Here is a 22,185-nt window from a genome sequence, read left to right on the forward strand (position 1 = left end):
GCTCTGTCGCGGTTCAACCGGTTTTGCGTATGTCGGCAATCGCCAACGGCTTTCCCCTTCCTCTGTTCGAGCGTCTTGTCGAAGACGCTGACGCGTGGTTGCAAGGCGAGCACGCGCTTCGACAATCCGTCGCGCGGGAGTTGTCGCGTCTGCTCAATGCGCGTTCGAGCCTGACGATGGAAACCTTCGCGAAGAGCGACGGAACCGTGCTGGACTACGGGCTGCCCGATTTCTCCGATCTGTCGCTGCGCTCGCAGCGGGACCGCGACGCCATCGTCGCCGCCGTGCGCCAGGCGATCGCGCTCTTCGAGCCGAGACTGGCCGACGTCAAGGTGGACTTCAGCTTTCCGTCCGGCGACGAGCGCCACGCCGTGCTGACGGTGGACGGCAAGATGCGCGTGAACCAGTCGGTCGAACATGTCTTCTTCGAATTGCAGGGCGGCGCGCGCGGCAGCGCCGATGCACGCTGGAAGGACGCAGACTGACATGGCCGCCGAAGACATTCTCCAGTACTACAAACGCGAGCTGTCGTATTTGCGCACCCAAGGCGCCGATTTCGCGCAGCGTTATCCGAAGGTCGCGTCGCGCCTCGCGCTGCATGGCACCGAGTCGCTCGACCCGCATACCGAGCGCTTGATCGAGGCGACCGCGTTTCTCGCCGCGCGCGTGCATCGCGACCTCGACCAGGCCGCGCCGCAAATTGCCAGCGCGCTGCTCGACAACGTGTGCCCCTCGATGATTCAGACGGTGCCGTCCATGACCGTCGCGCAGTTCGAGCTCGACCCGACGCAGGGCAAGGTGACGGCAGGCTTTCGCGTGCCGCGCCACACCGGCCTCGCCGCGATGACGGAGACGGGCGATGCCTGCCGCTTTCGTACCGCGTGGGAAACCGTGTTGTGGCCGCTCAGAATCAGCCGCGCCGCATTCGGCGACGACTCCACGCTGCGCCTCACGCTGGAATGCGATGCGGGCGTCGATTTCTCCGAACTCGAACTGACGCAGTTGCGCGTGCATCTGCATGGCGACTGGGTCGTGACCATGCCGCTCTATGAACTGCTGGTCGCGAACGTGACGGATGTCGGCGTGCGTCCCGAGCAAGGGCCGGCCACGACGCTGCCGCCCTCGGCGTGGCGCGAAGTCGGTTATGCGCCGGAAGACACCGTCTTGCCGCAGCCTTCGCACGCGCATCCTGCCTACACGCTGATGCAGGAGTATTTCGCGTTTCCGCGCAAGTTTCATTTCTTCGATCTGCACGTGCCCGCCGGCAAGCTCGGCACCGGGCGCACCTGCGAGATCGTCCTGCATCTGGATCGCGTGCCGCGCGGACTCGGCATGCTTGGCGCCCAGCATTTCCGGCTCGGCTGCACGCCCATCGTCAACCTGTTCTCGCAGACGAGCGAGCCGATCGTGATCGACCGGCGTCATTACGAGTACCGTCTGGTCGCGGACCAGAAGCGCGAAGCGATCACTGAAATTCATTCGATCCTGTCGGTGATCGCCTCCGACCCCGCGCAGGATCGCGCCGTGACATTGCCATGTTTTACTGCGGCGGACCGTCTCGACGATCCGCAGGCAGCGGGCGAAACGATGTACTGGTCGGCACGCCGCGAACAGAGCGTGCGCAGCAACGCGCCGGGCATCGATCTGTATCTCGGTTTCGTCGACGCCGCCAACGTGAGCGGCCAGCCGGATACGCCGGTGGTGTATGCCAACGTGCTGTGCACCAACCGGCGGCTCGCTGAACAGGTGCCGGTCGGTGCGCGCATGCTGGTCGAGCGGGTCTCGCAGAACGCGCGGGCACGCTGTCTGTACGAGCCGACCTCGCAGCGCAATCCGCCACTCGACAGCGCGACGCTGTGGCGGCTGGTATCGCTGTTGACGCGCAACTATCACTCGCTGGTGGGCGGCGCGACCGGCCGGCGCGAGTTGCAGGACATGCTGCGGCTGTTCGCTTCGGACGGTCCGCGTGAAGAGGCGCAGATCCGCGGCATTCGCAGCATCGACGCGCGCCCGATCACCGCGCACGTCGGCACTGAGGCCTGGCGCGGCTATTGTCGCGGCACCGAGGTCAGCATCGAGTTCGACGCCGATACCTTTGTCGGCGGCTCGCCGCTGCTGATGGGTGCGGTACTCGCGCGTTTCTTCGCGATGTACACGTCGGTCAATTCCTTTGTGCGGCTGGTCGTGCGCCGCGGAGACGAGACATGGAAGCAATGGGCGCCGATGACCGGCAGCCAGCAAACGCTCTGATCGCTCGTCTCGTCGCGCAGCCGCAAGGCTTCGACCTGTTTCAGGCGATCCATCTGCTCGAACGCGCGCAGCCGTGGACGCGCGCGCTCGGCTACGGCGATGGCACCGACGAAGCGGTGCGTCTGCGCGGCTTCGTCTCGCTCGCGTTCGAAGCGAGCGATATCCGCAGCGCGCAGCGTCATCCGCTGGCGAACGACGCGCAGCCACACCACGCGCATGCCGGCCACGCGGCAGCTGACCACGCCAGGCAGCCGCGCGAAACCTACACGCTGACCACGCCGGTGATGACGCTCGCCGGCGCCAACGGTCCGTTGCCGATGCCGTTCACTGAGATGGTGCTGGCCCGGCGCGCCGCGCGCGAAACCGCGATGGGCGACCTGCTCGACATCTTCAATCATCGCTTTCTGTCGTTTCTCTACCGCAGCCGGCAGAAGCTTGCGCCGTCCTTGACGAGCCGCTCGCCGCGCGACGCCGAACTTGCCGCGTGCCTCGATGCGCTCGGCAACCTCGGACTGCACGGCGGCCCGCGTGGTCCGCGCGGCGCGTCGTTGTGGCTGCGCCATGCCGGGCTGCTCGGCGGCGCGCCGCGTTCGATGACGGGCCTGCTCGCGCTGCTCTCCGACCGGCTCGGCGTGACGGCGCGCGGCGCGCAATTCGTCGGCGGCTGGCATACGGTCGATGCAGCCGATTCGCTGCGCCTCGCGCGCCCCGGCACGCGCGCGCCGCGCCTCGGCGGACTCGCGGTGCTCGGACGGCGGACGTGGAGTCAGTCGGCGGGGCTGCGCATCGAATTCTTCGATCTGTCCGAGACGCTGTTCACCGCGCTGCTGCCGGGCGGCGACGCGCACGAACTCGCGGCGTGGCTCGTGCGCAGTTATCTGCAACAGGACCATGAGGTGTCGTTCGTGCTGCATCGCGCGAAACCGGCGAGCGCGGGCGCACTGGGCGGCGCGGCGGCGGCACGGCTGGGCTGGACCTCGTGGGTGGGCGGCCAGCGTGACTCTTCGCGCGCCGCCAACGTCCGGCCTCAAGCGGTCCGGCTGGCGATGCGCACGGCCGAGGCGTCGCTCCCTGCCGCGACGGCGGCACACACCAACACGCGAGCAGCAGCGAACTCCATGGCCGCGGCCATGGGTCGCCGATAAGACGAAGGCCACTGAGACCCCATGGATATCGACATTCGAACCTTGCTGAGCCGGCTCGATCCGGTCTGCAAACTGGCGATGGAACAGGCCGCGCAACTGTGCGTGCGGCACACGCATTACAACGTGGACATCGAGCATCTGCTGTTGCAGTTGATCGAATCGGATGCGCCGGATCTGAAAGCGATTCTCGAACGCTTTGAAATCCGCGCCGCCGATCTCATCGCGCAGTTGCAGAACGCCGTGGACCACTTCAAGCGCGGCAATGGCCGCACGCCGGCGTTGTCGCCGAACTTTTCGCCGCTCTTCCAGGAAGCGTGGCTACTCAGTTCGATGCTGCTCGGCGAGCAGCAGATCCGCTCGGGCACACTGGTGCTGGCGTTGCTGGAGGTGGACAGCCTGCGCGGCATGCTGATGGACTCGGCGCCGGCCTTGCTCAAGATCGCGCGCGGCGCGCTGCGTGATGGACTGTCCGATATTCTCGCGGGATCGTCCGAAGGCAGTGTGGCGACTGGCGCTGGCGCGGCGAAGGCACCGGCCGGAGCGGCCCAGCCAGCGGCGATGCCGTCCGCCGATCTGAACAACAGCGGCCGCGCGTCCGCGCTCGCGCAATACACGATCGACCTCACCGCGCAAGCACGCTCGGGCGCGATCGATCCGATCTACGGACGCGACGCGGAAATCCGTCAACTGATCGACGTGCTGTTGCGCCGCCGCCAGAACAACCCGATTCTCACGGGTGAAGCGGGCGTGGGCAAAACGGCGGTCGTCGAGGGTTTCGCGCAGCGAATCGTGCTGGGTCAAGTGCCGCCCGCGCTCGTCAACGTCTCGGTGCGCTCGCTCGACCTGGCGTTGCTGCAGGCCGGCGCCGGCGTGAAGGGCGAGTTCGAAAACCGTCTCAAGTCGGTGATCGCCGAGGTGAAGGCTTCGCCCGTGCCGGTGATTCTGTTCATCGACGAAGCGCATCAGCTGATCGGCGCGGGCGGCAGCGAAGGCCAGGGCGACGCGGCCAATCTGCTCAAGCCGGCCCTGGCGCGCGGCGAACTGCGCACAATCGCGGCCACCACCTGGGCGGAATACAAGAAGTACGTGGAACGCGACCCGGCGCTCGCGCGGCGCTTCCAGGTGGTCAAGGTCGAAGAGCCGGCCGAAGCGGTCGCGATCGAAATGCTGCGCGGCATGGTGGCGAAGCTGTCCGCGCATCACGGCGTCGAGATTCTCGATGAAGCGGTGCGCGACGCGGTCAAACTTTCGCAGCGCTATATCTCCGGGCGCCAATTGCCGGACAAGGCGATCAGCGTGCTCGATACGGCCTGCGCGCGCGTCGCGATCGGACAGAACGGCGTGCCCGAAGAGATCGAGTCACTGGGACGGGCCATCGACGCGGCCGAAAACCAGTTGCGTATTCTTCGTCACGAAGCGGCGACGGGCGCCGAGCGCGCCGAAGCGATCGCCACGCTCGCACGCCAGCTCGAAGACCAGCGCGCGCAGCACGCGCGCATGAGCGACAAGCTGGCGACGGAACGGCACGCGGTCGGCGAGATTCTCGCGTGGCGCGCCAGGATCGCACAGCATGTGGCGGGCACCGAACTGTCCATCGACGAGGATGACAGCGCGTCGCTCGCCGCCAATCTCGGCAGACTGGAGAAAGGCCTCGAAGCCGTGCGCAGCGACGAACCGATGGTGCCGGTGTGCGTCGACTCCGAAATGGTCGCCAAGGTGATTTCCGGCTGGACTGGCATCCCGGTCGGCAGCATGCTCGCCGACGAATTGCACACGGTGCTCTATCTGCACGACAAGCTCGCGGAGCGCGTGGTCGGCCAGGACGAAGCGCTCGATGCGATTGCGCGACGCGTGCGCACCTTTCGAGCGGATCTCGACGATCCGGGCAAACCGGTCGGCGTGTTCCTGCTGATCGGACCGAGCGGCGTCGGCAAGACCGAGACCGCCGCGGCGCTGGCCGACACGCTCTATGGCGGCGAGCGCAACATGATTACCGTGAACATGTCGGAGTTCCAGGAAGCGCACAGCGTCTCGGGACTCAAGGGCGCGCCGCCGGGCTATGTCGGCTATGGGCGCGGCGGCGTGCTGACCGAAGCCGTGCGGCGTCGCCCGTATAGCGTCGTGCTGCTCGATGAAATGGAAAAGGCGCATCCGGACGTGCTGGAGCTGTTCTTCCAGGTGTTCGACAAAGGCGTGATGGAAGACGGCGAAGGCGTGTCGATCGACTTTCGCAACACGCTGATCCTGCTGACCTCGAATGCCGCGCAGGACGTGATCACCGAAGCCAGCCAGGGCGGCCGCCGCCCGCCGCCGGCCGAGTTGATCGAGCGTCTGCGCCCGGCGCTGCTCAAGCAGTTCAGTCCGGCGTTTCTGGGCCGTCTCGTGCTGGTGCCGTATTACCACCTCGGCGACGCGCAGATCACCTCGATCGTCAACCTGAAGCTCGCGCGGCTCGCCGCCCGCTTCGAGCGCAATCATCACGCGCCGCTGACCTGGGACGACGCGTTCGCCAGCACGATCACCGAGCGCTGCAAGGAAGTGGACAGCGGCGCACGCAACGTCGATCACATTCTCACGCAATCCGTATTGCCGGAACTGGCGCGCGAGGTGCTCGAGCGCATTTCCGTCGCTGAACCGTTCGGCGGTGTGCATCTCGGTTTCGACCCGGCCGGCGGCGTGACATTCCGGTTCGCGCCGCAGGGAGACCAGTAACGTGGCTGTGACGCAAACCGGCTGCCTGCTCTCGATCACTTCGCCGTTCGGCGCCGACGTGCTATTGCTCGACGGCTTCGGCGGACACGAGGCGATCTCGGCGCCGTTTCGCTTCAATCTGCGCATGCGCTCGGCGAACCCGGCGCTCGATCCGCAAACCATCATCGGCCAGAACGCGACGGTGACGATCGAGGGGCCGGCCGCCGCGCCGCGCTATTTCAACGGCATCGTCACGCGTTTCGCGCAGGTCGGCGCCAACGCGCAGTATGGCTACTACTCGGCGGAACTCGCGCCGCGGCTCTGGCTGCTCTCGCTCGGCAGCGACCGCGCGATCTTTCAGAACATGACCGCGCTCGCCATCGTCCAGCAGGTGTTGTCCACCTTCAACATCGCGGTCCAATCGCGCGTGACCGGCAGCTATGCGGAGCGCGAATACTGCGTGCAATACGACGAAAGCGCGTTGCAATTCGTCTCGCGGCTGATGGAAGAAGAGGGCATCTTTTACTTCTTCACCTTCGCGAACGGCGCGCACACCATGGTGCTCGCGGATAGTCCGTCGGCGCACCAGCCCGGCGCGGTCCCGACGCTGCGGTTTTCCGGCGACTCGGTCGCGCATGACGCGAGCGAACGCGTGAGCAGCTTCGAGATGTCGACGGGGCTCGTCGCGGCAACGTATGTGGTCGGCGACTACGACTACAAAAGCGCGAGCACGCTGAGCGCGCAGACCTCCGCGGAAACGCACGGCGCGAGCGGCATCCGTTATGCCTTTCCTGGCCGCTATGCGGCGGCCGCGGACGGCGAGCGCGCGGCCACGCTGCAGCTCGCCGCGCAGCAGATGGACCAGCAGACCGGGCGGGCCACGAGCGCCTGCTACGCGCGGGGGGCCGGCACCCAGGTGAGCCTCGCGGGCCACGCGAACAGCGCATTCAATGTGTCCTACGTGGTGCGCCGCGTGGAGCATCGCGCGGCCGACGGCCAGTACGACAACGATGCCGACGTGTTCCCCGCAGCGGTCGCGTTCCGTGCGCCGCGCGTCACACCGCGTCCGGTGGTGGCGGGCACGCATACGGCGATCGTCACAGGTTCGTCGGGCGAGGAAATCTGGACCGATTCGCTCGGCCGCATCAAGGTGAAATTCCATTGGGACCGCGTAAGCGCCGCCGACCAGAACAGCTCGTGCTGGGTGCGTGTCGCGCAGGCATCGGCGGGGGCGGGCTGGGGACATCTGTTCCTGCCGCGTGTGGGCCAGGAAGTGGTGGTCAGCTATGTCGACGGCGATCCCGACCGGCCGCTCGTGACCGGCAGCGTCTACAACGGCCAGATGTCGCCGCCGGTCGGCTTGCCGGCTTCGCAGACGCAAAGCGTGATGCGTTCGCGTTCGTCCAAAAGCGGCACGGCGGGCAACGAAATCCGCATGGAGGACAAGATCAACAGCGAGGAGCTGTACTTCCACGCGCAGAAGGACATGAATGTCGCGATCGAAAACGCGCTGACCACGACCGTCATCGCGGGCGACGAGACGCACCTCGTCAAGAAGGGCAACCGCTCCCTCACCGTGGAGACCGGCAACGAGACGCATACGGTCAAGGGCACCCGCGCCGTGGACGTCACCGGCGACGAGACGCACACCAGCCACGCCACCTTCAAGCACACCACCACGGGCGACTACACGCTGAAGATCAGCGGCAATCTGGTGATCGACGTGAGCGGCTCCATCAGCATCAAGTCGGGCACCTCGCTGGCCAGCCAGGCCGGCACGTCGTTGACCAACCAGGCGGGCACGACACTCGGCAACAAGGCGGGCACCACGCTCAGCAACGAAGGCGTGGAAATCCAGAGCAAGGCATCGGCCATGCAGACCGTGGACGGCGGCGCGATGCTGACGCTCAAGGGCGGACTGATCAAGGCGAACTGACCGAGCCACTTCCATCGATGCCCGCCATGACCGAACTCTCCCCACTCGCGCCACTCTCCGCCGCGGCTCAAGCCGATGGCGTGAGCGCGGTCGCGGGTTCAGCGGTGATAGTGGACGAGCACGACGCGGCGGGCCAATGCATCGCCCGCACCTCGCTGCTGGACGGCGTGCCGCATGGCGAAGCGCTGCGCTACGGGCCTGGCGGCGTGCGGGTGTTTCAGGCGCACTACGTGGCGGGCAAGCTGTGCGGCCCGTTGCGTCTGTTCGACGAGCAAGGCGTGCTGATTCAGGAATCGGCCTACGAGGCGGGCGTGCTGCACGGCCCCACGACGCTTTACGCGAACGGCCGGGCCAGCGCGCGCCGTCAATACGCGATGGGCGTGCTGCAGGGCGAGAGCCTGACCTATGCGCCGTCCGGTCTCGTGACCTCGCGCCTGATCTACGAGGCCGGCAAGCTCTCGCGCGAAGCGGTGTTCCTGCACGACGGCGCGGTAGTGCGCCGCGCCACCTACCGCAACGGCCTGCTAGAAGGCGAGACGCGCGACTACGCCGCCGACGGCACGCTGGTGCAAAGCTCGCCCTATCGCCTCGACCTGCTGCACGGCACAGTGCGCCGCTTTGCGCCGGACGGCCAGGTGAGCGCCGAGCGCCGCTATGCGGACGGCAAACCGCTCGGCGCCTGGCAGAGCCCGGCCGCCTCGGCGGCTACGCGCGCCGATGGGCCGCCACGCATGGTCAGGCAGCTCGAAAAATGGATGAGGGGCTGACGCATGGGCATTCTGGTCACCACGGGCACGACGATCCAATGCAGCTTCGGCGCCGCGCCCGGCACGCTGAACGCGCTGCCGACCACGGGCGTGCTCGCCGGCGCGCCGGCCGCCACCGTGATGGATCACGCGCCGATGGTCAACGTGATGCCGTTCGGCACCTGCACGTGCATGGGCAATCCGATGGTGGCCGCGCTGACCGCGGCCGCGCTCGGCGCGCTGACACCGGCCCCGTGCGTGCCGATGACCGTGGCGCCGTGGGTGCCAGGCTCGCCGACAGTCCTGATCGGCAACATGCCGGCTTTGCAGAATTCTTCCAAATTGATGTGCGCATGGGGCGGGGTGATTTCGATCGTCGCGCCCGCGCAGTTCACAACCATGGTTCCCTGAGGACGACACAGCATGCAATACGTTTTTTCGATGACCTCGCGGATGGTGACCATCGCGCTCGGCTGCGCGCTGTTGTTGTGCGTGCTGCTGTTCGCGCTCGGTTTCGAGATCGGCGCGCGTTTCGTGGCACCGCCGGCGGCGCCTGCGGCGATCGCCGTGAGCGCCGCGCCGGCTGCAATACCTGCGCCGACCCCTACGCCATTCGCCGCGCCGGCCGATAACCAGATGAGTGCCGCATCACCCGCCTCCGATTCCTCCACCAATTAAAACCGGTACCCGAGATGTCGTTTCCGTCTTTCTTTGCTTCTTCGCAGCCGTCAGGCCGCTCGCGCGTGACGCGTGCGCTGCGCGGGCTGTCCCGCTGGAGTGCGGCGCTCGCGGCCGGTTTGACCTTGGCCGCCGCGCCGGCTTGGGCGGCGCCCACAGCGTCCGCCGGCGCGCAGCCCCCTCAGGCGGCCGCGTTGAGCGGGGCGGCGCCGTTGCCGACCACCTCGACCGGACTCGTGCGGATGCCCGATGGCCGCGTGCTCGCGCCGGAATTCGCGCGCATCGTGACGCGTGGCGAACTCGTGGTCGCGGTGCTCGGCGTCGATCAGCCGCCGTTTTTCCAACAGCAGAACGGTCAACTGGTCGGCATCGATATCGACATGGCCAAGGAGATCGCCGCGAAGCTCGGCGTGAAAGTGCGCTTTAACCGCGACGCCAAAACCTTCGACAGCGTCGTCAGCCTGCTCGCGAACGGCGACGCCGACATGGCGATCAGCAAACTCTCGCGCACGCTCTCACGCGCCCAGGTGGTCAGCTTCAGCACGCCGTACATCCGTTTGCATCGCGCCTTGCTGCTCAACCGCGTGAAGTTCGCGCAGCTCGCGCGCGGCCGCGCGGTGCCCGAGGTGGTACGCACTTACGACGGCACGATCGGCGTGGTGACGAACTCGTCGTATGCGACCTATGTGGTGAGCAATTTCCCGCACGCCAAGGTGATCAGCTATCCGAGCTGGGAGGCGCTGCTCAAGGCGCTCGACGCAGGCGATGTTACCGCCGCCTATCGCGACGAATTCGAAGTCAAGCACGTGCTGAAAGCCGACCCGACCGCTTCGCTGCGCCTGCGCGTGGTGACGCTCGAAGATCTCGACGACACCATCTCGATCGGCGTGAATGTCTGCAACCCGGCGTTGCTCGCGTTCGTCAATCAGTTCCTGGCCGAGCGCACCAACAAGATCGACGTGATGACGCTGCTGCAAGCGTCGAACGATTAACCGGGATTGCACCAGACATGATCAATACAAACAGGATTTACGCGCTGGCTGTGAACCCGTGGGCGGTGATCGGCAGCCTCGCGCTCGGCGGCGCGTTCGGCCTGCTGCTGCCGGAGCTGTCGCAGAAGTTCGCGATCATCGGCGACATCTATGTGAACTTGCTGAAGATGACGACACTGCCGTTCATGGTGTCGGCGGTGATCTTCAGTTTGCAGCGCCTGTTCCGCGACGGCGGCACCTCGAAGCTGCTGCTGCGCGTGGTGACGGTGTTTATCGGCGCCTCGCTGACGGTCGCCGTGGTGGGCGCGCTGGTGCTGCTGGTGATGCGGCCCGGCGTGAATCTGTCCACCGCGACCATGCATACGTTCGGGCTGATGGTCGGCAACGAATCGACCTCGAACGAAACGGTGATGAACCTGTACGGCACCGATGCGGCGGAGAAGGGCGTGAGCCTCTACGACGTGTTGACCAGCCTCGTGCCGACCAACATCTTCGCCGCGCTCGCCAACGGCGACGCGCTCAAGGCGCTGGTGTTCGCACTGCTGTTCGGTCTCGCGGTGGGCCGCGTGCCGGAGCGGATCTCGGTCGGTCTGAGCCAGGCGCTCGAAACCGTCTATCACGCATGCCAGAAACTGATGCACTGGCTGAGCTATCCGCTGCCGCTGATTCTCTTTTGCATGAGCGCCGCGCAGCTTGGCAAATCGGGCGTCGGGCCGCTGCACGCGATGCTGCAATTCGTGATCGCGTTCTTCGTGGTCGCGCTGTTGCTGATCTCGCTCGCCGCCGTCGTGATCTGGAAGCGCTCCAGCCACTCGCTCGGCACGACGCTCGACGCCTTGCGCGCGCCGTTCGCGCTGGCGCTGGCCACGCGCAATAGCGCGGCCTGCATGCCGAGCATGATCGAAAGCCTCGTGGACGGGCTCGGCTTCGCGCGCTCGCGGGTCGAGCTGATGGTGCCGCTGACCGTCTCGCTGCTGCGGGTCGGGCCGATGGTGTATTACGTGTGCGCGACGCTTTTCATCGCACAACTGTACGGCCACCCGCTCGGCGTCGCCGAGGTGTGCACGGTGCTGCTGGCCTCGGTGCTGGCCGGTTTTGCATCGGCGGGTATGACGGGTCTCGTGACCGTGTCGCTGGTCGGCATGACCTGCGTTTATCTCAGCTTGCCGTTCGAAGCAGCCTTCATTCTGTTCCTCGCCGTCGATCCGTTGTGCGACATGCTGCGCACGCTGATTCTCGTCATCGGTAATACGGCCGCCGTGACGGTGATCTGTCCGCGTCCGCTGAAGATCTAGGAATTCGACATGGCGCTGATTGGCATTCTCGGGGGCATGGGCCCGCTTGCAACGGTCGACTTCTTCGAACGTGTGATCCAGCTCACCAGTGCGGCGGGCGCGACCTGCGACCAGGAACACTTGCCGCTCCTGATCGCGAATCTGCCGCATATTCCCGATCGGTCGAAGGGCATGCTGCGCATCGGCGAGGATCCGCTGCCCGCGCTGCTGGCCGGCATCGACATGCTCAATCGCAACGAAGTCGATCTGATCGCCATTCCGTGCAATTCGGCCCACTACTGGTACGACGCGATCCAGGCGCGCAGCCGTGCGCCGGTTCTGCATATCGCGGAAGCCTGCGTCGCCGCGATCGCACGCGGCACGCGCCGCGCCGCAGTGCTGGCGACGGGGGGCACGCTGGCGGCAGGCCTGTATCAGAAGATCCTCGAGCGCCATGACATCGAGCCACTCGTGCCCAGCGGACAAACCCAGCAACATATCGACGCCTGTATCGACGCCGTCAAGGCAGGCGACCTCGACGCGTCGGCGGCCGAACTTGCGGCGGCGCTGGCCGAGTTCGCCGCGCGCGGCGCCGAAGCCGCGGTGATGGGCTGCACGGAAATTCCGCTCGCCGCCCGCCGCATCGCGACGCCGCCCATGACGCTGATCGACAGCACGCTCGAACTGGCGCGCGTCACGGTGTCGTACGGCATGGAGCGTGGCTGGAACATGCGCTCATGAACAGGCTCAAGCGGCTCTCGAACAGCACGCTGGTGCTGCTGCTGTGCCTCGTGCTCGGCGGCCTGGCAGGGGCATTCGTGGCGCCGGTTGGCGGCTTTGCGTTTTTCGTCGGGCAAATCTATCTCGCGCTGGTCAACATGGCGGCCGTGCCGCTGCTGATGGTGGCGATGTTCTTCGGGTTGCGCCAGTTGATGCTGCTGTCGCACCCGGGCTTGCGGATCGGCACGATGCTGGCGCTCGCGGTGGGCATCGTCGTCGTGTGCGCGGCGGGCGGCGCGCTGGTGGGTCTGGTGGCCGCGCCCGGTCTGCATCTGTCCGACGCGGCGCACCGGCAGCTCGGTCAGCTCGTGCTGCAAAGCGCGAGCGACGCCGAAGACATGCGCATGAAACTGTTCGGCAGCGATCCCGCGAGCGTCGCGGCGGGTGCGCTCGCGTTGCGTGACGTGATTCCGGACAACTTCTATCGCGTGCTGGCCGGCGGGCACGCGCTCGGCATTCTCACCGGCACGATCCTGTTCGGCATGGCGTTCGCCGCACTATCGAGCGAGCAGACGCGGGTGCTGCACAGCGTATTCGAAGGCATCTACCGAACCCTCGAGAACCTGATCGAATACGCCAACCTGCTGCTGCCGGTGCTCGCATTCGGCACGGCCGCGCATATCGCCGCGCAGACCGAGCACGCGACGCTCGATGCGATGAGCGGTTTCCTGCTCAGTTTTGTTCTATGCGCGGTGCTGCTGTGCGGCGCCGCCGTGCTCGTGATCGCGGCGCGCACGCGCGAGCCGCTGGGCCGTGTGATTTCGGCGCTCAAGCCGTCGGTACTCGTGGGTCTGATGTCGGGCAGCGCCACCGCGCCGATTCCGCACGCGATCGAGGCGATGAGCACTCGGCTGGGTTTCAGCCGCGGCGTCGCGGAACTCGTGGTGCCGTTCGGCAGCGTGTTCGTGCGCGCAGGCTCGGCACTGTATTTCGCGCTCGCCACCGTCTTCATCGCGAATCTGTACGAGCGGCCGCTCGGCGTCGGCGAACTGGTGCTGACCGGCGCGGCGGCCACGGTGGCCGCGTTCGTGTCGGCGGGACGCAGCGGGGTGGCGGGGATCGGTTACGTCGGCATGGTGTTGTCGATGCTGCAATTGCCGGTCGAGGCGGCGGGCGTGTTGCTGATCGCCGTCGATCTGATCTGCGAGGGGCCGCGCAATCTGCTGAGCCTGCTGTCGGTCTGCACGGTGGTCGCACTGGTGTCGGCGGGGTTGCCGGCCGAGCGCACGCCGTTCGTCGAAATCGGCGTGCAGCAGGAAGGCGCGGCGGTGCTGCGCTTTGCATTCACGCGCGGGCAACTCGCGCTGGCGACGGGCTGCGTGTTGCTCGCGGCGTCGCTGATTGTCCTGATGGGTGTGGGAGTAGGAGCGAAATGACGAAGGGGCGAGCGGTTCTGAACGGCAACGCACGCGGGCTGGGCGAGGCGGCAGGCGTGGCGGCAAAGCGCGTGGCGCACGCGGTCGATGCGGCTTGCGCACCGGGTGTCGCGGCAGAGCGTGTGGCGGATATGCCCAACGCCGCTCGCGCCGCTCGCGCCGCGCGCGTTGCGCAATTCGCATGGCTTGCCGGCATTCCTCGCATCGCGCGGCGCCTGCGCTTCGCGTTGCTCGCGTGTTGCGTGATGGCTCTCGTGAGCGGCTGCGCGATGTTCGGCGGCAAGGGCGACAAGGTGAGCTGGGATCGCCTGACCCTCGTCGCAACCGACGACGTCAACAACAACAGCCCCGTCGCGGTCGACGTGGTGTTCGTCACCGACGACGCCTTGCTCGCGAGGGTCGCCGAATTGCCGGCTTCGAAATGGTTCGCGGCGCGCGCCGATCTGGCGAGCACGTTCCCGAAATCGGTCCAGTACAAGAGTTGGGAGCTGGTGCCCGGTCAGCGGATCGACGTGCCGAGCGATGTCTTCGGCCGGCCGCGGGTGCTCGCCGCGTTTCTGTTTGCCAATTATGCGGATCCGGGCGCGCATCGCGTGCGGATCGAGCCGTTGAACGGCGCCGTCGCCGTGCAACTGGATAACCACACATTTTCCGTATCCGCTGTGAAATGACAGCGTTTGGACTCGCCATGAATTCAATCCAATCCGCGCCGGTGTATGCCCGCGGCAGAGCACCGGAGCACGCATGATGTCCGATCGTGTGATGCCGGTTGTCGACCGTGTCGAGTGGCATGAGGGCATGCTGCTCTCGCCGCAGCACTTTCAGTTGATGAGCGCGCGGGTCGATTCGCTCGTCGCGTGGCAGACGCTGGCCGCGGCGCCGTTCAGCTGGGGTGTGCGCCGCCTCGTGCTGGATGCGGGGCTGCTGCCCGCCGGCACGGTGCGCGTGCTCGCGCTCGACGCGATCATGCCCGACGGCACGGCTGTATCGTACTCCGCCGATGCCAGCCAGCACGGACGCCTCGATCTGTCGCTCGAACCGTATGTCGAAGCACTGGCCAAAGGGCCGGTCGATTTCTACGTCACGTTGCCGGTTACGGCGTCGATGCGGCGCGACGGCGAAGCGCGCCGCTTCCGCTCGACGCTCGGCGCCCCCGTGGAAGACGAAGTCTCGGAAGCGCCACCTGCCGACGTGCCGCGTCTGCTGCCAAACCTCGTGCTGAGCGCGGGCGAGTTGCCGCCCGCGAGGATGGTGTCGCTGCGTCTTGGCACCGTGTACCGCGACAATGAAGTGGTGCGTCTGGCCGAGCGTTTGCCGCCGCTGATCGAAGTCTCGCGCGACACGCCGCTGTGGGCCAACGTGTCCGCGCTGCTCGGCCAGTTGCGCGGCAAGGCGGCTTTCGTCGCGCGTCAGACGGCGAATCCTTCGTCGAAGGTCGACGACCGGCTGACGCAACTCGAACTGAAAGACCGGCTGCGCAGCCTGCTCGCCGCGCTGCCGTTTGCCGAAGCCGTGTTGCGCACGCCGCATCTGCATCCGCTGGCGCTGTATCACGCGCTCGCGTCGCTGAGCGGAACGCTGAGCATGCTGGTGCCGGGCGGCCTGCCGCCGGTGCCGCCCGACTACGACCACGGTGATCCGCTGACGGTCTTCACGCCGTTGTTACGCACCTTGCGCGACGCGGTTTCCGAAGTCGCGGAAGGGTATCGCGAGCACAAGTTCGAATTCCGTCACGACGCCTTCGAGATCGCGCTGAACCCGGAATGGCTCGGCGAGCGCGTGGTGGTCGGCCTGCGCGGGCAGTCGGACCGCGATTTGCTCGCATGGATGGACGGCGCGGTGGTCGGTTCGCAGTCGGTCTATGCGTCGCTGCGCAGCCGCCGTGTGCTGGGCGCGATGCGGCGTGCGGTCGACTACGCGGAAGAGTTGGGCATCCGCTCCGGCTCTGGTTATCTGTTGTTCGAGATTCAGGCCGACCCGGCTCTCGTGGTCGCCAGCGAAACGCTTGTCATCAGCAATCCCAATGAAGGCGCGAGCGCGCAGCGGCCGCAGGAAATGCTGCTGTTCGTCAAGGGCTGATGGTCGAGGAATAAAGGTAGGCGGGCATGGCACGCAATCGAATCGAATCTGAAGAAAACGACCTGGTGGTCACGCAGTTCCGCGTCTTTCTCGACGAGCTCGCGAAAGCGCAGAAGCGCTTCTCGGAAGCGCCCGAGGCGGATGGGGAACTTGCCGCGCAAGGCATGAGCCGGCATTTGCTGAATCTGCTGGAAGTGCAGACCTTGCAGTCGCATCGCGACAGCACGCGCTTCGACATGGAGAATCTCGCGGACGCGCGTTACCTGAAAGCAGTGCTCGCCGATGAGATCCTCCTCAACACGCCGTGGACCGGCCGCGAACGGTGGACGGCCTATCTGCTCGAATCGACGCTGTTTCGCACCAACGTGGCGGGCGATCTCGTGTTTCGCAAGATCGAGCAACTGCTGTCCGATCGCGAACCGTCGCGCCGCGATGTCGCGCGCATCTGCCTATTCGCGCTCGCCATGGGTTTTCAGGGCCGTTTTCGTGGCGCGGACGGCGCCGCGCGACTGCGCAGCTATCGCGAAGAGTTGTACGAGTTCGTCTATCAACGGCGCGCCGATCTCGGCGGCCGCGACCGCGTGCTGGCGGATGCCGCCTACGGCAATACGATTTCACACATCGCGCCGCGCAAGCTGCCGTCGGTGAGCCGCTGGACCGTGATTGGCCTGCTCGCGCTTGCCGCGCTGCTGGCGATTTCGGAGATGTTGTGGTTGTGGCAGTCGTGGCCGGTGCGCGCGGCACTGCATGGCGACGCGGTGACGGGAGTGAGTTCATGACGCACGCGAATCGTTCGTTGCCGGCGGGAGTGTGCGCATGCTGACCAGCAATCTGTTTTTATTGTCGCTCGCGCTGTTGATCATCGTGGTGTGCGCGGTGCTCGGCGTGGTGGTGTATTTCGCGCTGCATGGCGCGCAGGCCAAGCCGCAAGCGGAGCGCAAGATCGTGCGTCTGCGGGCCGACTCGCTGCGCAATGCGTTTCGCCAGGCGGTCGAACTGGTCGAGGGCAATATCGCGTCGCGCGCCGAGCGCTACAACATTCCCTGGGTGCTGGTGCTCAACGAAGGCGAAGACCCACGGCCTTTGCCGATCGCGCAGTCGGGCGTGGCGAGCGTGCTGAGTGCGGAAGCCGCGAGTCCCGCGGCGACGCAAGGCATCTCGTGGCAGTTCTTCGATCGTGGCATTGTCGTCGACATCAAGGCGGCCTACCTCGGCTCGCCGGATGAAGAGGGCGACGAAAAGCCGTGGGACGAGTTCCTCAGTCTGTGCCGCAACTACCGGCCGCAGCGGCCGTTCGATTCAGTCGTGATCACCGTGCCGGCCGCCATGCTGCTCGCCGACAACACCGACGCCCAGCTCGAACTCGTGCGCCACGCGAAGCTCGCGCACCGCCGGCTGTGGCTCGCGCAGAACCGCTTTGCGATGCGCTTTGCGGTGTATGTCGTCGTGACCGGCTGCGAGGCGCTCACCGGTTTCGCGAGTTTTGCCCGCGCGTTGCCGGAGCCGTTGCGCGCGAGCATGCTCGGCTGGTCCTCGCCGTTCGATCTTTCGGTTACCTACCAGTCGGATTGGGTGGATACGGCATTGGGCAGCATCGAACGCGCGGTCTCCGACGCGAGCGCCGAACTGTTTACGCTCGACACCGGCGATCTCGACGCGCGCGAATGTCTGCTGCTACCGGCGCGCATCGACGCGATGCGCGCGCAATTGCAGCTCTATATCGACGAGTTGCTGCGCCCGAGCGCCTATCACGAGCCGTTCTTTTTCCGCGGCATTTATCTGACGGGCGACAGCAGCGAACTGGCGCAGCGCAGCGTGGCCGCGCCGGCGCTCGACTATCTGAATGGCGAACCCGACGCCTATGGGCGTGGCGCGGAACCCGCGCTCGTCGGCTCGGACGCAGCCATGGAAGGCGAGGGCGGCACGGCGCTGGTGGTCGCTCGCGAGGCGTCTGGCGACGGCGGCGCACAAGGCTACGACGCCGGCCGCAGCGTGAACGATCTGATGCTGCGCCCGGCCTTCCTGCGGGATCTATTCGACAAGAAGATTTTCCTCGAATACGGACTGACGCGTCCTTCGCGCTCGCAGCATCTCACGCGTCCGGTGCTGCATCGCGCGTTGCGCTGGGGCGGCATCGTACTGCTCGGCGGCTGGGGACTCGGTCTGGTAGTGGCGACGGTTCAGCTCAGTCATCGGAATGCCGCGCTCGTCACGGCGCTCGGCGAATTGAGCAAGGACGGCCAGGAGCGCGCGGCGGCCGAGCAGGGCGGCGTGCAATTGCCCGCTGACTGGTATCGCCGCAAGGCGCTCGCGCTGATCGGTCTGAACGACCGGCTGCAAACCGGCACCGCGTGGACGGTGTTCATGCCCGGCTCGTGGAGCATCGTCGACGATCTGAACGAGCGCGTGCGCGAACGCTTCGAGCGTGAATTCGGTGGCATCGCGGTGACGGCGCTCGAGCGCGAAATGCTCGCGCATGTCGGGCAGTTGACGGGCGTCGCACGTGATCCCGGCACGGGGCAACTGATTGTCGGCGACGATTGCGCGGCCCCGCAGATGCTTGGCGCGGACACGCCGTTGGCGGCGAGCCTCGCGCCCGAAGACCAGCCGTCGATGCGAGCGCTGCAGCGCTATGTCGGCTCGGTGGATCAGCTCGATGCCGCGCTGCAGGCGATGGAGCGTTTGCAACAGCCTTCGCCGGACAACGCCGACGCATTGCGGCTCGCGGTGCGCTACGCGTTCGGCACCGAACTGCAAGGCAACGTGGCGGCGAGCCTGCCGTATTTCTATCGCAACGCACGTCACGGCGGCGCGTATGCCACCGACGGCACCGGCGGCATCGGCCTGCCGACCGTGCAGCAAGCGTTGCGTTGTTCTTTCGACAAAGGCGCGCAACAGGTCGACGACGCGCTGTTCACGTCCAATCCGCTGCTGGCCGCCGCGCAATCGGTGAGTTCGCATCTGAACACCCTCTCCGTGGCGGACGCGGGCACGGCGGATTTTGCCAAGGTCACCGGCAATTACCGCGCGATCGCCGCGGGCATCGGTACGGAGCAGGATCTGCTCGCCACCGGCAAGGGTGCATGGATGCGCCAGACGCAGTTCGCGCCAGGCTCGGTCTACGAACGCACTTTTGCACGCGCGGCGCAGAACCGCCTGCTCGGCCCGGACCTCGTCGGCCGTACGCGCGAACGCTCGGCTAGCGGCTACCAGGCGTTCAGAAGCCAGATGACGTTGAGCTTCGGCGGTCCCGACAGTGGCATCGTGTGGGCCGATAAAGGCGCGCGCTACGAAGTCGCGCCCGAGCGCATCGCGCTGCGCGACGGACTCGGCAAACTGCTCAACCAGCCGTTCATGGTCGCGCCGCGTAACCTGAATCTGCCGGAAGTGCCGGACGGTTCGATCGTCGCCTGGGATCGCGCGCAACTCGATCAGGCGCTCGCGCTCGGCGACGTGCGCAAGCGTTTCCTCGGCGACGGTCTGGCGAGCCTGCCCGAAGCGGTGCAGCCGGCCGTCGAGCAGGCGCTCGACGTGCAGTTCGCGCGGCTGATCTCGGATCAGGTCGCCGCGGCCGCCGCGGTGGCGCCCGCGCAGGGCGAAGGCGACAGTGCCGCGTTCGAGGCCGCGCGCCTGCGGCTCGTCAAGATTCGCGCCGCGCTCGCCGACATGGGCGCCAGCACGCAACTCGACGAACTGGACACGCTCGTGTCGCGCGACGCACTCGCGCATCTACGGCTCGTCGACGATGCGTTGGCGCGCTCGGAACTGTATTCGACGCGGCCCGCGCCGCTCGCCGTGAGCGGTGCGCGCACGACGATGCTGGCGGCGTTTGGCATCAACGACGCGGGCTCGCTCGGCGCGTATCTCGATCAGCAGGCGACGCGCGCCATTGCGCTCGGCCGTCAGGCCTCGGTGTATCTCGCCGCGCTCGGCCCGGGCGATACCGGTTCGCCGCTCGCGATGCGCTGGCAGGCGATCGTGCGCGACCTCGACCGTTATCAGTTGAAGAATCCGAATAGCAGCCTGTTCGCGCTCGAGCAGTTCGTGCAGACGGTGGCGGCCGATCCTGGCGCGGGCGACTGTCTCGGCCGTTTCCCGGCACGGCCGTCGGGGCTCGCGTCCGGCGACTACTTCAGCACACTGCATGCGCGTCTGTACGATGCGCTGCTCTCGCGCTGTGGTCAGGGCTATGTCGCGGACCTGAGTCAGCAATGGGCCGGCTTTGCCAGCGCGTTCAACCAGGGCGTGGGCGGACATGCGCCGTTCGGCGTGCCGGCGCGCGGTACGACGGCTGATGTCGGCACCGCCGACTTCAACGAAGTGGGCCAGGCGCTGCGCCATTACGAACGTGTCTCGCATGTGTTCCAGCAGGCGCGCAATGGCGCGGGCGAGCGGGTGGTAGGCGGCAACGCGCCGATTCGCCAGTTCGTCGACAACTTCGACCAGGTCGATGCGTTGCTCTCGCCGCTGTATCCGGCCACGGACGGTGCGCCGGCGGGACTGGACGTGAGCGTCGATTTTCGCGCCAACCGCAGCGGCGAAATCGCCGCGAATCAGGTGATCGACTGGACCTTGAAGGTGGGCGAACAGAGCGTTTCCCTGCATGACGCGCAGCATCCGTTGCATTGGGAATACGGCATGCCGGTCTCGCTCTCGCTGCGCTTCGCCAAGGATTCGCCGCTGCAGGCGGCCAGCGATCCGCAGCAGCGCGCCTATTCGACTGACGGCCGCACGCTGACCTGGCAGTTCAGCGATCCGTGGGCGCTGATGTCTTTCATCGCCCGGCAGCGGATGGCCGATGTGGGCGCGCGCGGCGGCAACACCTCGCAGCTGCTGAAGTTCGAGTTTCCGCTCGGCGTGGTGAATGTCGCCGATGAAGCGCTATTGCCGAAGCAGGCGCGCGGCCAGGTTTTCGTGCGGCTCGTGCTGAGCCCGACAGGTAAGAAAATCGCGCTGCCGTGGCCCGCCAGTTTTCCGACCCGTGCGCCTGAATGGACCTCGCTATGAACGCATCCCTTGTGTTGGATCGCGCGCCGGCCAGCGCCGGCTTCGACGCCTTGCTCACGCCGCTCGATCATGGCGACGGCGTGGGCACTTCGCTGCGCAACGATCCCGTCTACCAGCAGATCCGCGACGCGCGGCGTCAGGACGATCCCTCGCTGCCGATGCGCGAGTGGGAGCGTCCGCTAACCAAAGCCGACTGGAGAACCGTAGCGACGCTCACGAGCGACGCGCTGCGCACGCGCAGCAAGGACTTCCAGCTCGCGGCGTGGCTGTGCGAGGCGTGGACGCATCAACGCCGCATGGAAGGTTTCGTGGACGGCATGCGGCTTATGCATGCGCTCGCCGGGCAGTTCTGGGAGCACGGCTATCCGCAACTCGAAGACGGCGATGCCGACGCGCGGATTGCGCCGTTCGTGTGGATCAACCACACGCTCGCGCTGGTGTTGCGGCTGCAAATCCCGCTTCTGAGTCTGAGCATCGAGCCGTCGTCGATCAATCTGGACGACTGGTCGCGTATCACGGGACGTCCTTTGGAGCGCGACGAGGGTCTCACGCGCGAGTTTCTGGATGGCGAGGTCGATAAGGGCAGCAACCTCGCCGATCTGTTGCGGCTGGAGGAGTGCGTCGGCGCGGCGCTCGACATCACCGCGACGCTGGAGCGCAGTCTCGACGAGCGTCTGGGTCCCGACGCGCCGGGTTTTTCGCGTGTCATGGAGGCACTCATGGACTTACAACGGGCGGCGCGGTCGCTGCGAGGCGATCGTCAGACCGGGTCGGCTCATTTCGGCGACGCCGCGCAGGCCGGTGAAGATCAATCGGCTCAAAGCGCGTCCGGCTTCAGCGATACGCATGATGGCGATCTTCACACCCCGCACGCGTCCGGGGACGATGCCCGGCTCGCTTCCGCGGCGCCTGCTGTTGCGCACGGTCCGATCCGGGATCGCGCTCACGCCTACCGGCTGTTGCAGGACGTCGCGGACTATCTGTCGAAGCATGAACCGCACAGCCCGACGCCTTATCTGCTGCGTCGCGCGGTGGCGTGGGGCGGCATGCCGTTGCCCGATCTGTTGCGCGAGGTCGTGCATCAGGAAGGCGATCTGAGCCGCTATCTCGCCATGCTTGGGCTGCCGTGACATTGGCCGGTTGAGCAAGGCGCGCCTAGTCGCGCGAATGCCGCCGGGCAGGCCGCCGGTTGCGGACGGGTTTTCATTCTTCTTCATTCAATACGCCGTTT

17 protein-coding genes are annotated in these 22,185 nt (G+C 66.7%); all 17 read left to right on the forward strand.

From position 1 onward, the window contains the following. The first annotated feature begins 29 nt into the window (after positions 1-29). A complete protein-coding gene (gene tssE, locus PQR42_RS24170) occupies positions 30-485 on the forward strand; it encodes a type VI secretion system baseplate subunit TssE (protein ID WP_408386882.1) in 456 nt (151 codons plus the stop codon). Position 486: 1 nt separating this feature from the next. Next, the gene (tssF, locus tag PQR42_RS24175) at positions 487-2,250 is read left to right on the forward strand and encodes a type VI secretion system baseplate subunit TssF (protein ID WP_408386880.1); all 1,764 of its coding nucleotides are present in this window, start codon (positions 487-489) and stop codon (positions 2,248-2,250) included. After that, entirely contained in the window at positions 2,205-3,395 is a 1,191-nt protein-coding gene (gene tssG, locus PQR42_RS24180; RefSeq protein WP_408386878.1) for a type VI secretion system baseplate subunit TssG, read from the forward strand. The genes tssF and tssG overlap by 46 nt, the downstream gene beginning before the upstream one ends. 21 nt (positions 3,396-3,416) lie before the next feature. Then, the gene (gene tssH / locus PQR42_RS24185) at positions 3,417-6,107 is read left to right on the forward strand and encodes a type VI secretion system ATPase TssH (RefSeq protein ID WP_408386876.1); all 2,691 of its coding nucleotides are present in this window, start codon (positions 3,417-3,419) and stop codon (positions 6,105-6,107) included. A gap of 1 nt (position 6,108) precedes the next feature. Continuing rightward, positions 6,109-8,022, forward strand: a complete 1,914-nt coding sequence (gene tssI, locus PQR42_RS24190) for a type VI secretion system tip protein TssI/VgrG (protein ID WP_408493843.1) — start codon at positions 6,109-6,111, stop codon at positions 8,020-8,022. Positions 8,023-8,048: 26 nt separating this feature from the next. Continuing rightward, positions 8,049-8,789 (forward strand): toxin-antitoxin system YwqK family antitoxin, encoded by a 741-nt coding sequence (locus PQR42_RS24195; RefSeq protein WP_408386872.1) that lies wholly within the window; start codon positions 8,049-8,051, stop codon positions 8,787-8,789. A 3-nt stretch (positions 8,790-8,792) separates the two neighbouring features. Beyond that, complete coding sequence (locus PQR42_RS24200) at positions 8,793-9,179, forward strand: DUF4280 domain-containing protein (RefSeq protein WP_408386870.1); 387 nt, start codon at positions 8,793-8,795, stop codon at positions 9,177-9,179. Between the two features lie 12 nt (positions 9,180-9,191). Then, positions 9,192-9,446 carry a hypothetical protein gene (locus tag PQR42_RS24205; RefSeq protein WP_408205225.1) on the forward strand — a complete coding sequence of 85 codons (255 nt, stop codon included), beginning with the start codon at positions 9,192-9,194 and terminating at the stop codon, positions 9,444-9,446. Between the two features lie 14 nt (positions 9,447-9,460). Further along, the gene (locus tag PQR42_RS24210) at positions 9,461-10,438 is read left to right on the forward strand and encodes an ABC transporter substrate-binding protein (RefSeq protein WP_408386868.1); all 978 of its coding nucleotides are present in this window, start codon (positions 9,461-9,463) and stop codon (positions 10,436-10,438) included. 20 nt (positions 10,439-10,458) lie between these two features. Continuing rightward, positions 10,459-11,733 carry a dicarboxylate/amino acid:cation symporter gene (locus PQR42_RS24215; protein ID WP_408205399.1) on the forward strand — a complete coding sequence of 425 codons (1,275 nt, stop codon included), beginning with the start codon at positions 10,459-10,461 and terminating at the stop codon, positions 11,731-11,733. A 9-nt stretch (positions 11,734-11,742) separates the two neighbouring features. After that, positions 11,743-12,453, forward strand: coding sequence for a cysteate racemase (gene cuyB / locus PQR42_RS24220; RefSeq protein WP_408386866.1), 711 nt, complete (start codon positions 11,743-11,745; stop codon positions 12,451-12,453). Beyond that, positions 12,450-13,868 (forward strand): dicarboxylate/amino acid:cation symporter, encoded by a 1,419-nt coding sequence (locus PQR42_RS24225; protein WP_408205222.1) that lies wholly within the window; start codon positions 12,450-12,452, stop codon positions 13,866-13,868. The genes cuyB and PQR42_RS24225 overlap by 4 nt, the downstream gene beginning before the upstream one ends. Then, positions 13,865-14,539 carry a hypothetical protein gene (locus tag PQR42_RS24230; protein WP_408386864.1) on the forward strand — a complete coding sequence of 225 codons (675 nt, stop codon included), beginning with the start codon at positions 13,865-13,867 and terminating at the stop codon, positions 14,537-14,539. The genes PQR42_RS24225 and PQR42_RS24230 overlap by 4 nt, the downstream gene beginning before the upstream one ends. A gap of 73 nt (positions 14,540-14,612) precedes the next feature. Then, complete coding sequence (tssK, locus tag PQR42_RS24235) at positions 14,613-15,947, forward strand: type VI secretion system baseplate subunit TssK (protein WP_408205220.1); 1,335 nt, start codon at positions 14,613-14,615, stop codon at positions 15,945-15,947. Between the two features lie 26 nt (positions 15,948-15,973). Further along, a complete protein-coding gene (locus PQR42_RS24240; RefSeq protein WP_408205219.1) occupies positions 15,974-16,726 on the forward strand; it encodes a DotU family type IV/VI secretion system protein in 753 nt (250 codons plus the stop codon). 37 nt (positions 16,727-16,763) lie between these two features. Next, entirely contained in the window at positions 16,764-20,954 is a 4,191-nt protein-coding gene (locus PQR42_RS24245; RefSeq protein ID WP_408386862.1) for a type VI secretion protein IcmF/TssM N-terminal domain-containing protein, read from the forward strand. Next, positions 20,951-22,084 carry a type VI secretion system protein TssA gene (gene tssA, locus PQR42_RS24250; protein WP_408386860.1) on the forward strand — a complete coding sequence of 378 codons (1,134 nt, stop codon included), beginning with the start codon at positions 20,951-20,953 and terminating at the stop codon, positions 22,082-22,084. The genes PQR42_RS24245 and tssA overlap by 4 nt, the downstream gene beginning before the upstream one ends. The last annotated feature ends 101 nt before the right edge of the window (positions 22,085-22,185 follow it).

Origin of the sequence: Paraburkholderia sediminicola (assembly GCF_046027355.1) — a bacterium.
GTDB lineage: Bacteria > Pseudomonadota > Gammaproteobacteria > Burkholderiales > Burkholderiaceae > Paraburkholderia > Paraburkholderia sediminicola_B.

What these genes read in the sequence shown, in the direction of transcription:
- tssE (WP_408386882.1), top strand. Translation starts at nt 30, where the DNA reads ATGTCGGCAATCGCCAACGGCTTTCCCCTTCCTCTGTTCGAGCGTCTT.
- tssF (WP_408386880.1), top strand. Translation starts at nt 487, where the DNA reads ATGGCCGCCGAAGACATTCTCCAGTACTACAAACGCGAGCTGTCGTAT.
- tssG (WP_408386878.1), top strand. Translation starts at nt 2,205, where the DNA reads ATGGAAGCAATGGGCGCCGATGACCGGCAGCCAGCAAACGCTCTGATC.
- tssH (WP_408386876.1), top strand. Translation starts at nt 3,417, where the DNA reads ATGGATATCGACATTCGAACCTTGCTGAGCCGGCTCGATCCGGTCTGC.
- PQR42_RS24195 (WP_408386872.1), top strand. Translation starts at nt 8,049, where the DNA reads ATGACCGAACTCTCCCCACTCGCGCCACTCTCCGCCGCGGCTCAAGCC.
- PQR42_RS24200 (WP_408386870.1), top strand. Translation starts at nt 8,793, where the DNA reads ATGGGCATTCTGGTCACCACGGGCACGACGATCCAATGCAGCTTCGGC.
- PQR42_RS24205 (WP_408205225.1), top strand. Translation starts at nt 9,192, where the DNA reads ATGCAATACGTTTTTTCGATGACCTCGCGGATGGTGACCATCGCGCTC.
- PQR42_RS24210 (WP_408386868.1), top strand. Translation starts at nt 9,461, where the DNA reads ATGTCGTTTCCGTCTTTCTTTGCTTCTTCGCAGCCGTCAGGCCGCTCG.
- cuyB (WP_408386866.1), top strand. Translation starts at nt 11,743, where the DNA reads ATGGCGCTGATTGGCATTCTCGGGGGCATGGGCCCGCTTGCAACGGTC.
- PQR42_RS24225 (WP_408205222.1), top strand. Translation starts at nt 12,450, where the DNA reads ATGAACAGGCTCAAGCGGCTCTCGAACAGCACGCTGGTGCTGCTGCTG.
- PQR42_RS24230 (WP_408386864.1), top strand. Translation starts at nt 13,865, where the DNA reads ATGACGAAGGGGCGAGCGGTTCTGAACGGCAACGCACGCGGGCTGGGC.
- tssK (WP_408205220.1), top strand. Translation starts at nt 14,613, where the DNA reads ATGATGTCCGATCGTGTGATGCCGGTTGTCGACCGTGTCGAGTGGCAT.
- PQR42_RS24240 (WP_408205219.1), top strand. Translation starts at nt 15,974, where the DNA reads ATGGCACGCAATCGAATCGAATCTGAAGAAAACGACCTGGTGGTCACG.
- PQR42_RS24245 (WP_408386862.1), top strand. Translation starts at nt 16,764, where the DNA reads ATGCTGACCAGCAATCTGTTTTTATTGTCGCTCGCGCTGTTGATCATC.
- tssA (WP_408386860.1), top strand. Translation starts at nt 20,951, where the DNA reads ATGAACGCATCCCTTGTGTTGGATCGCGCGCCGGCCAGCGCCGGCTTC.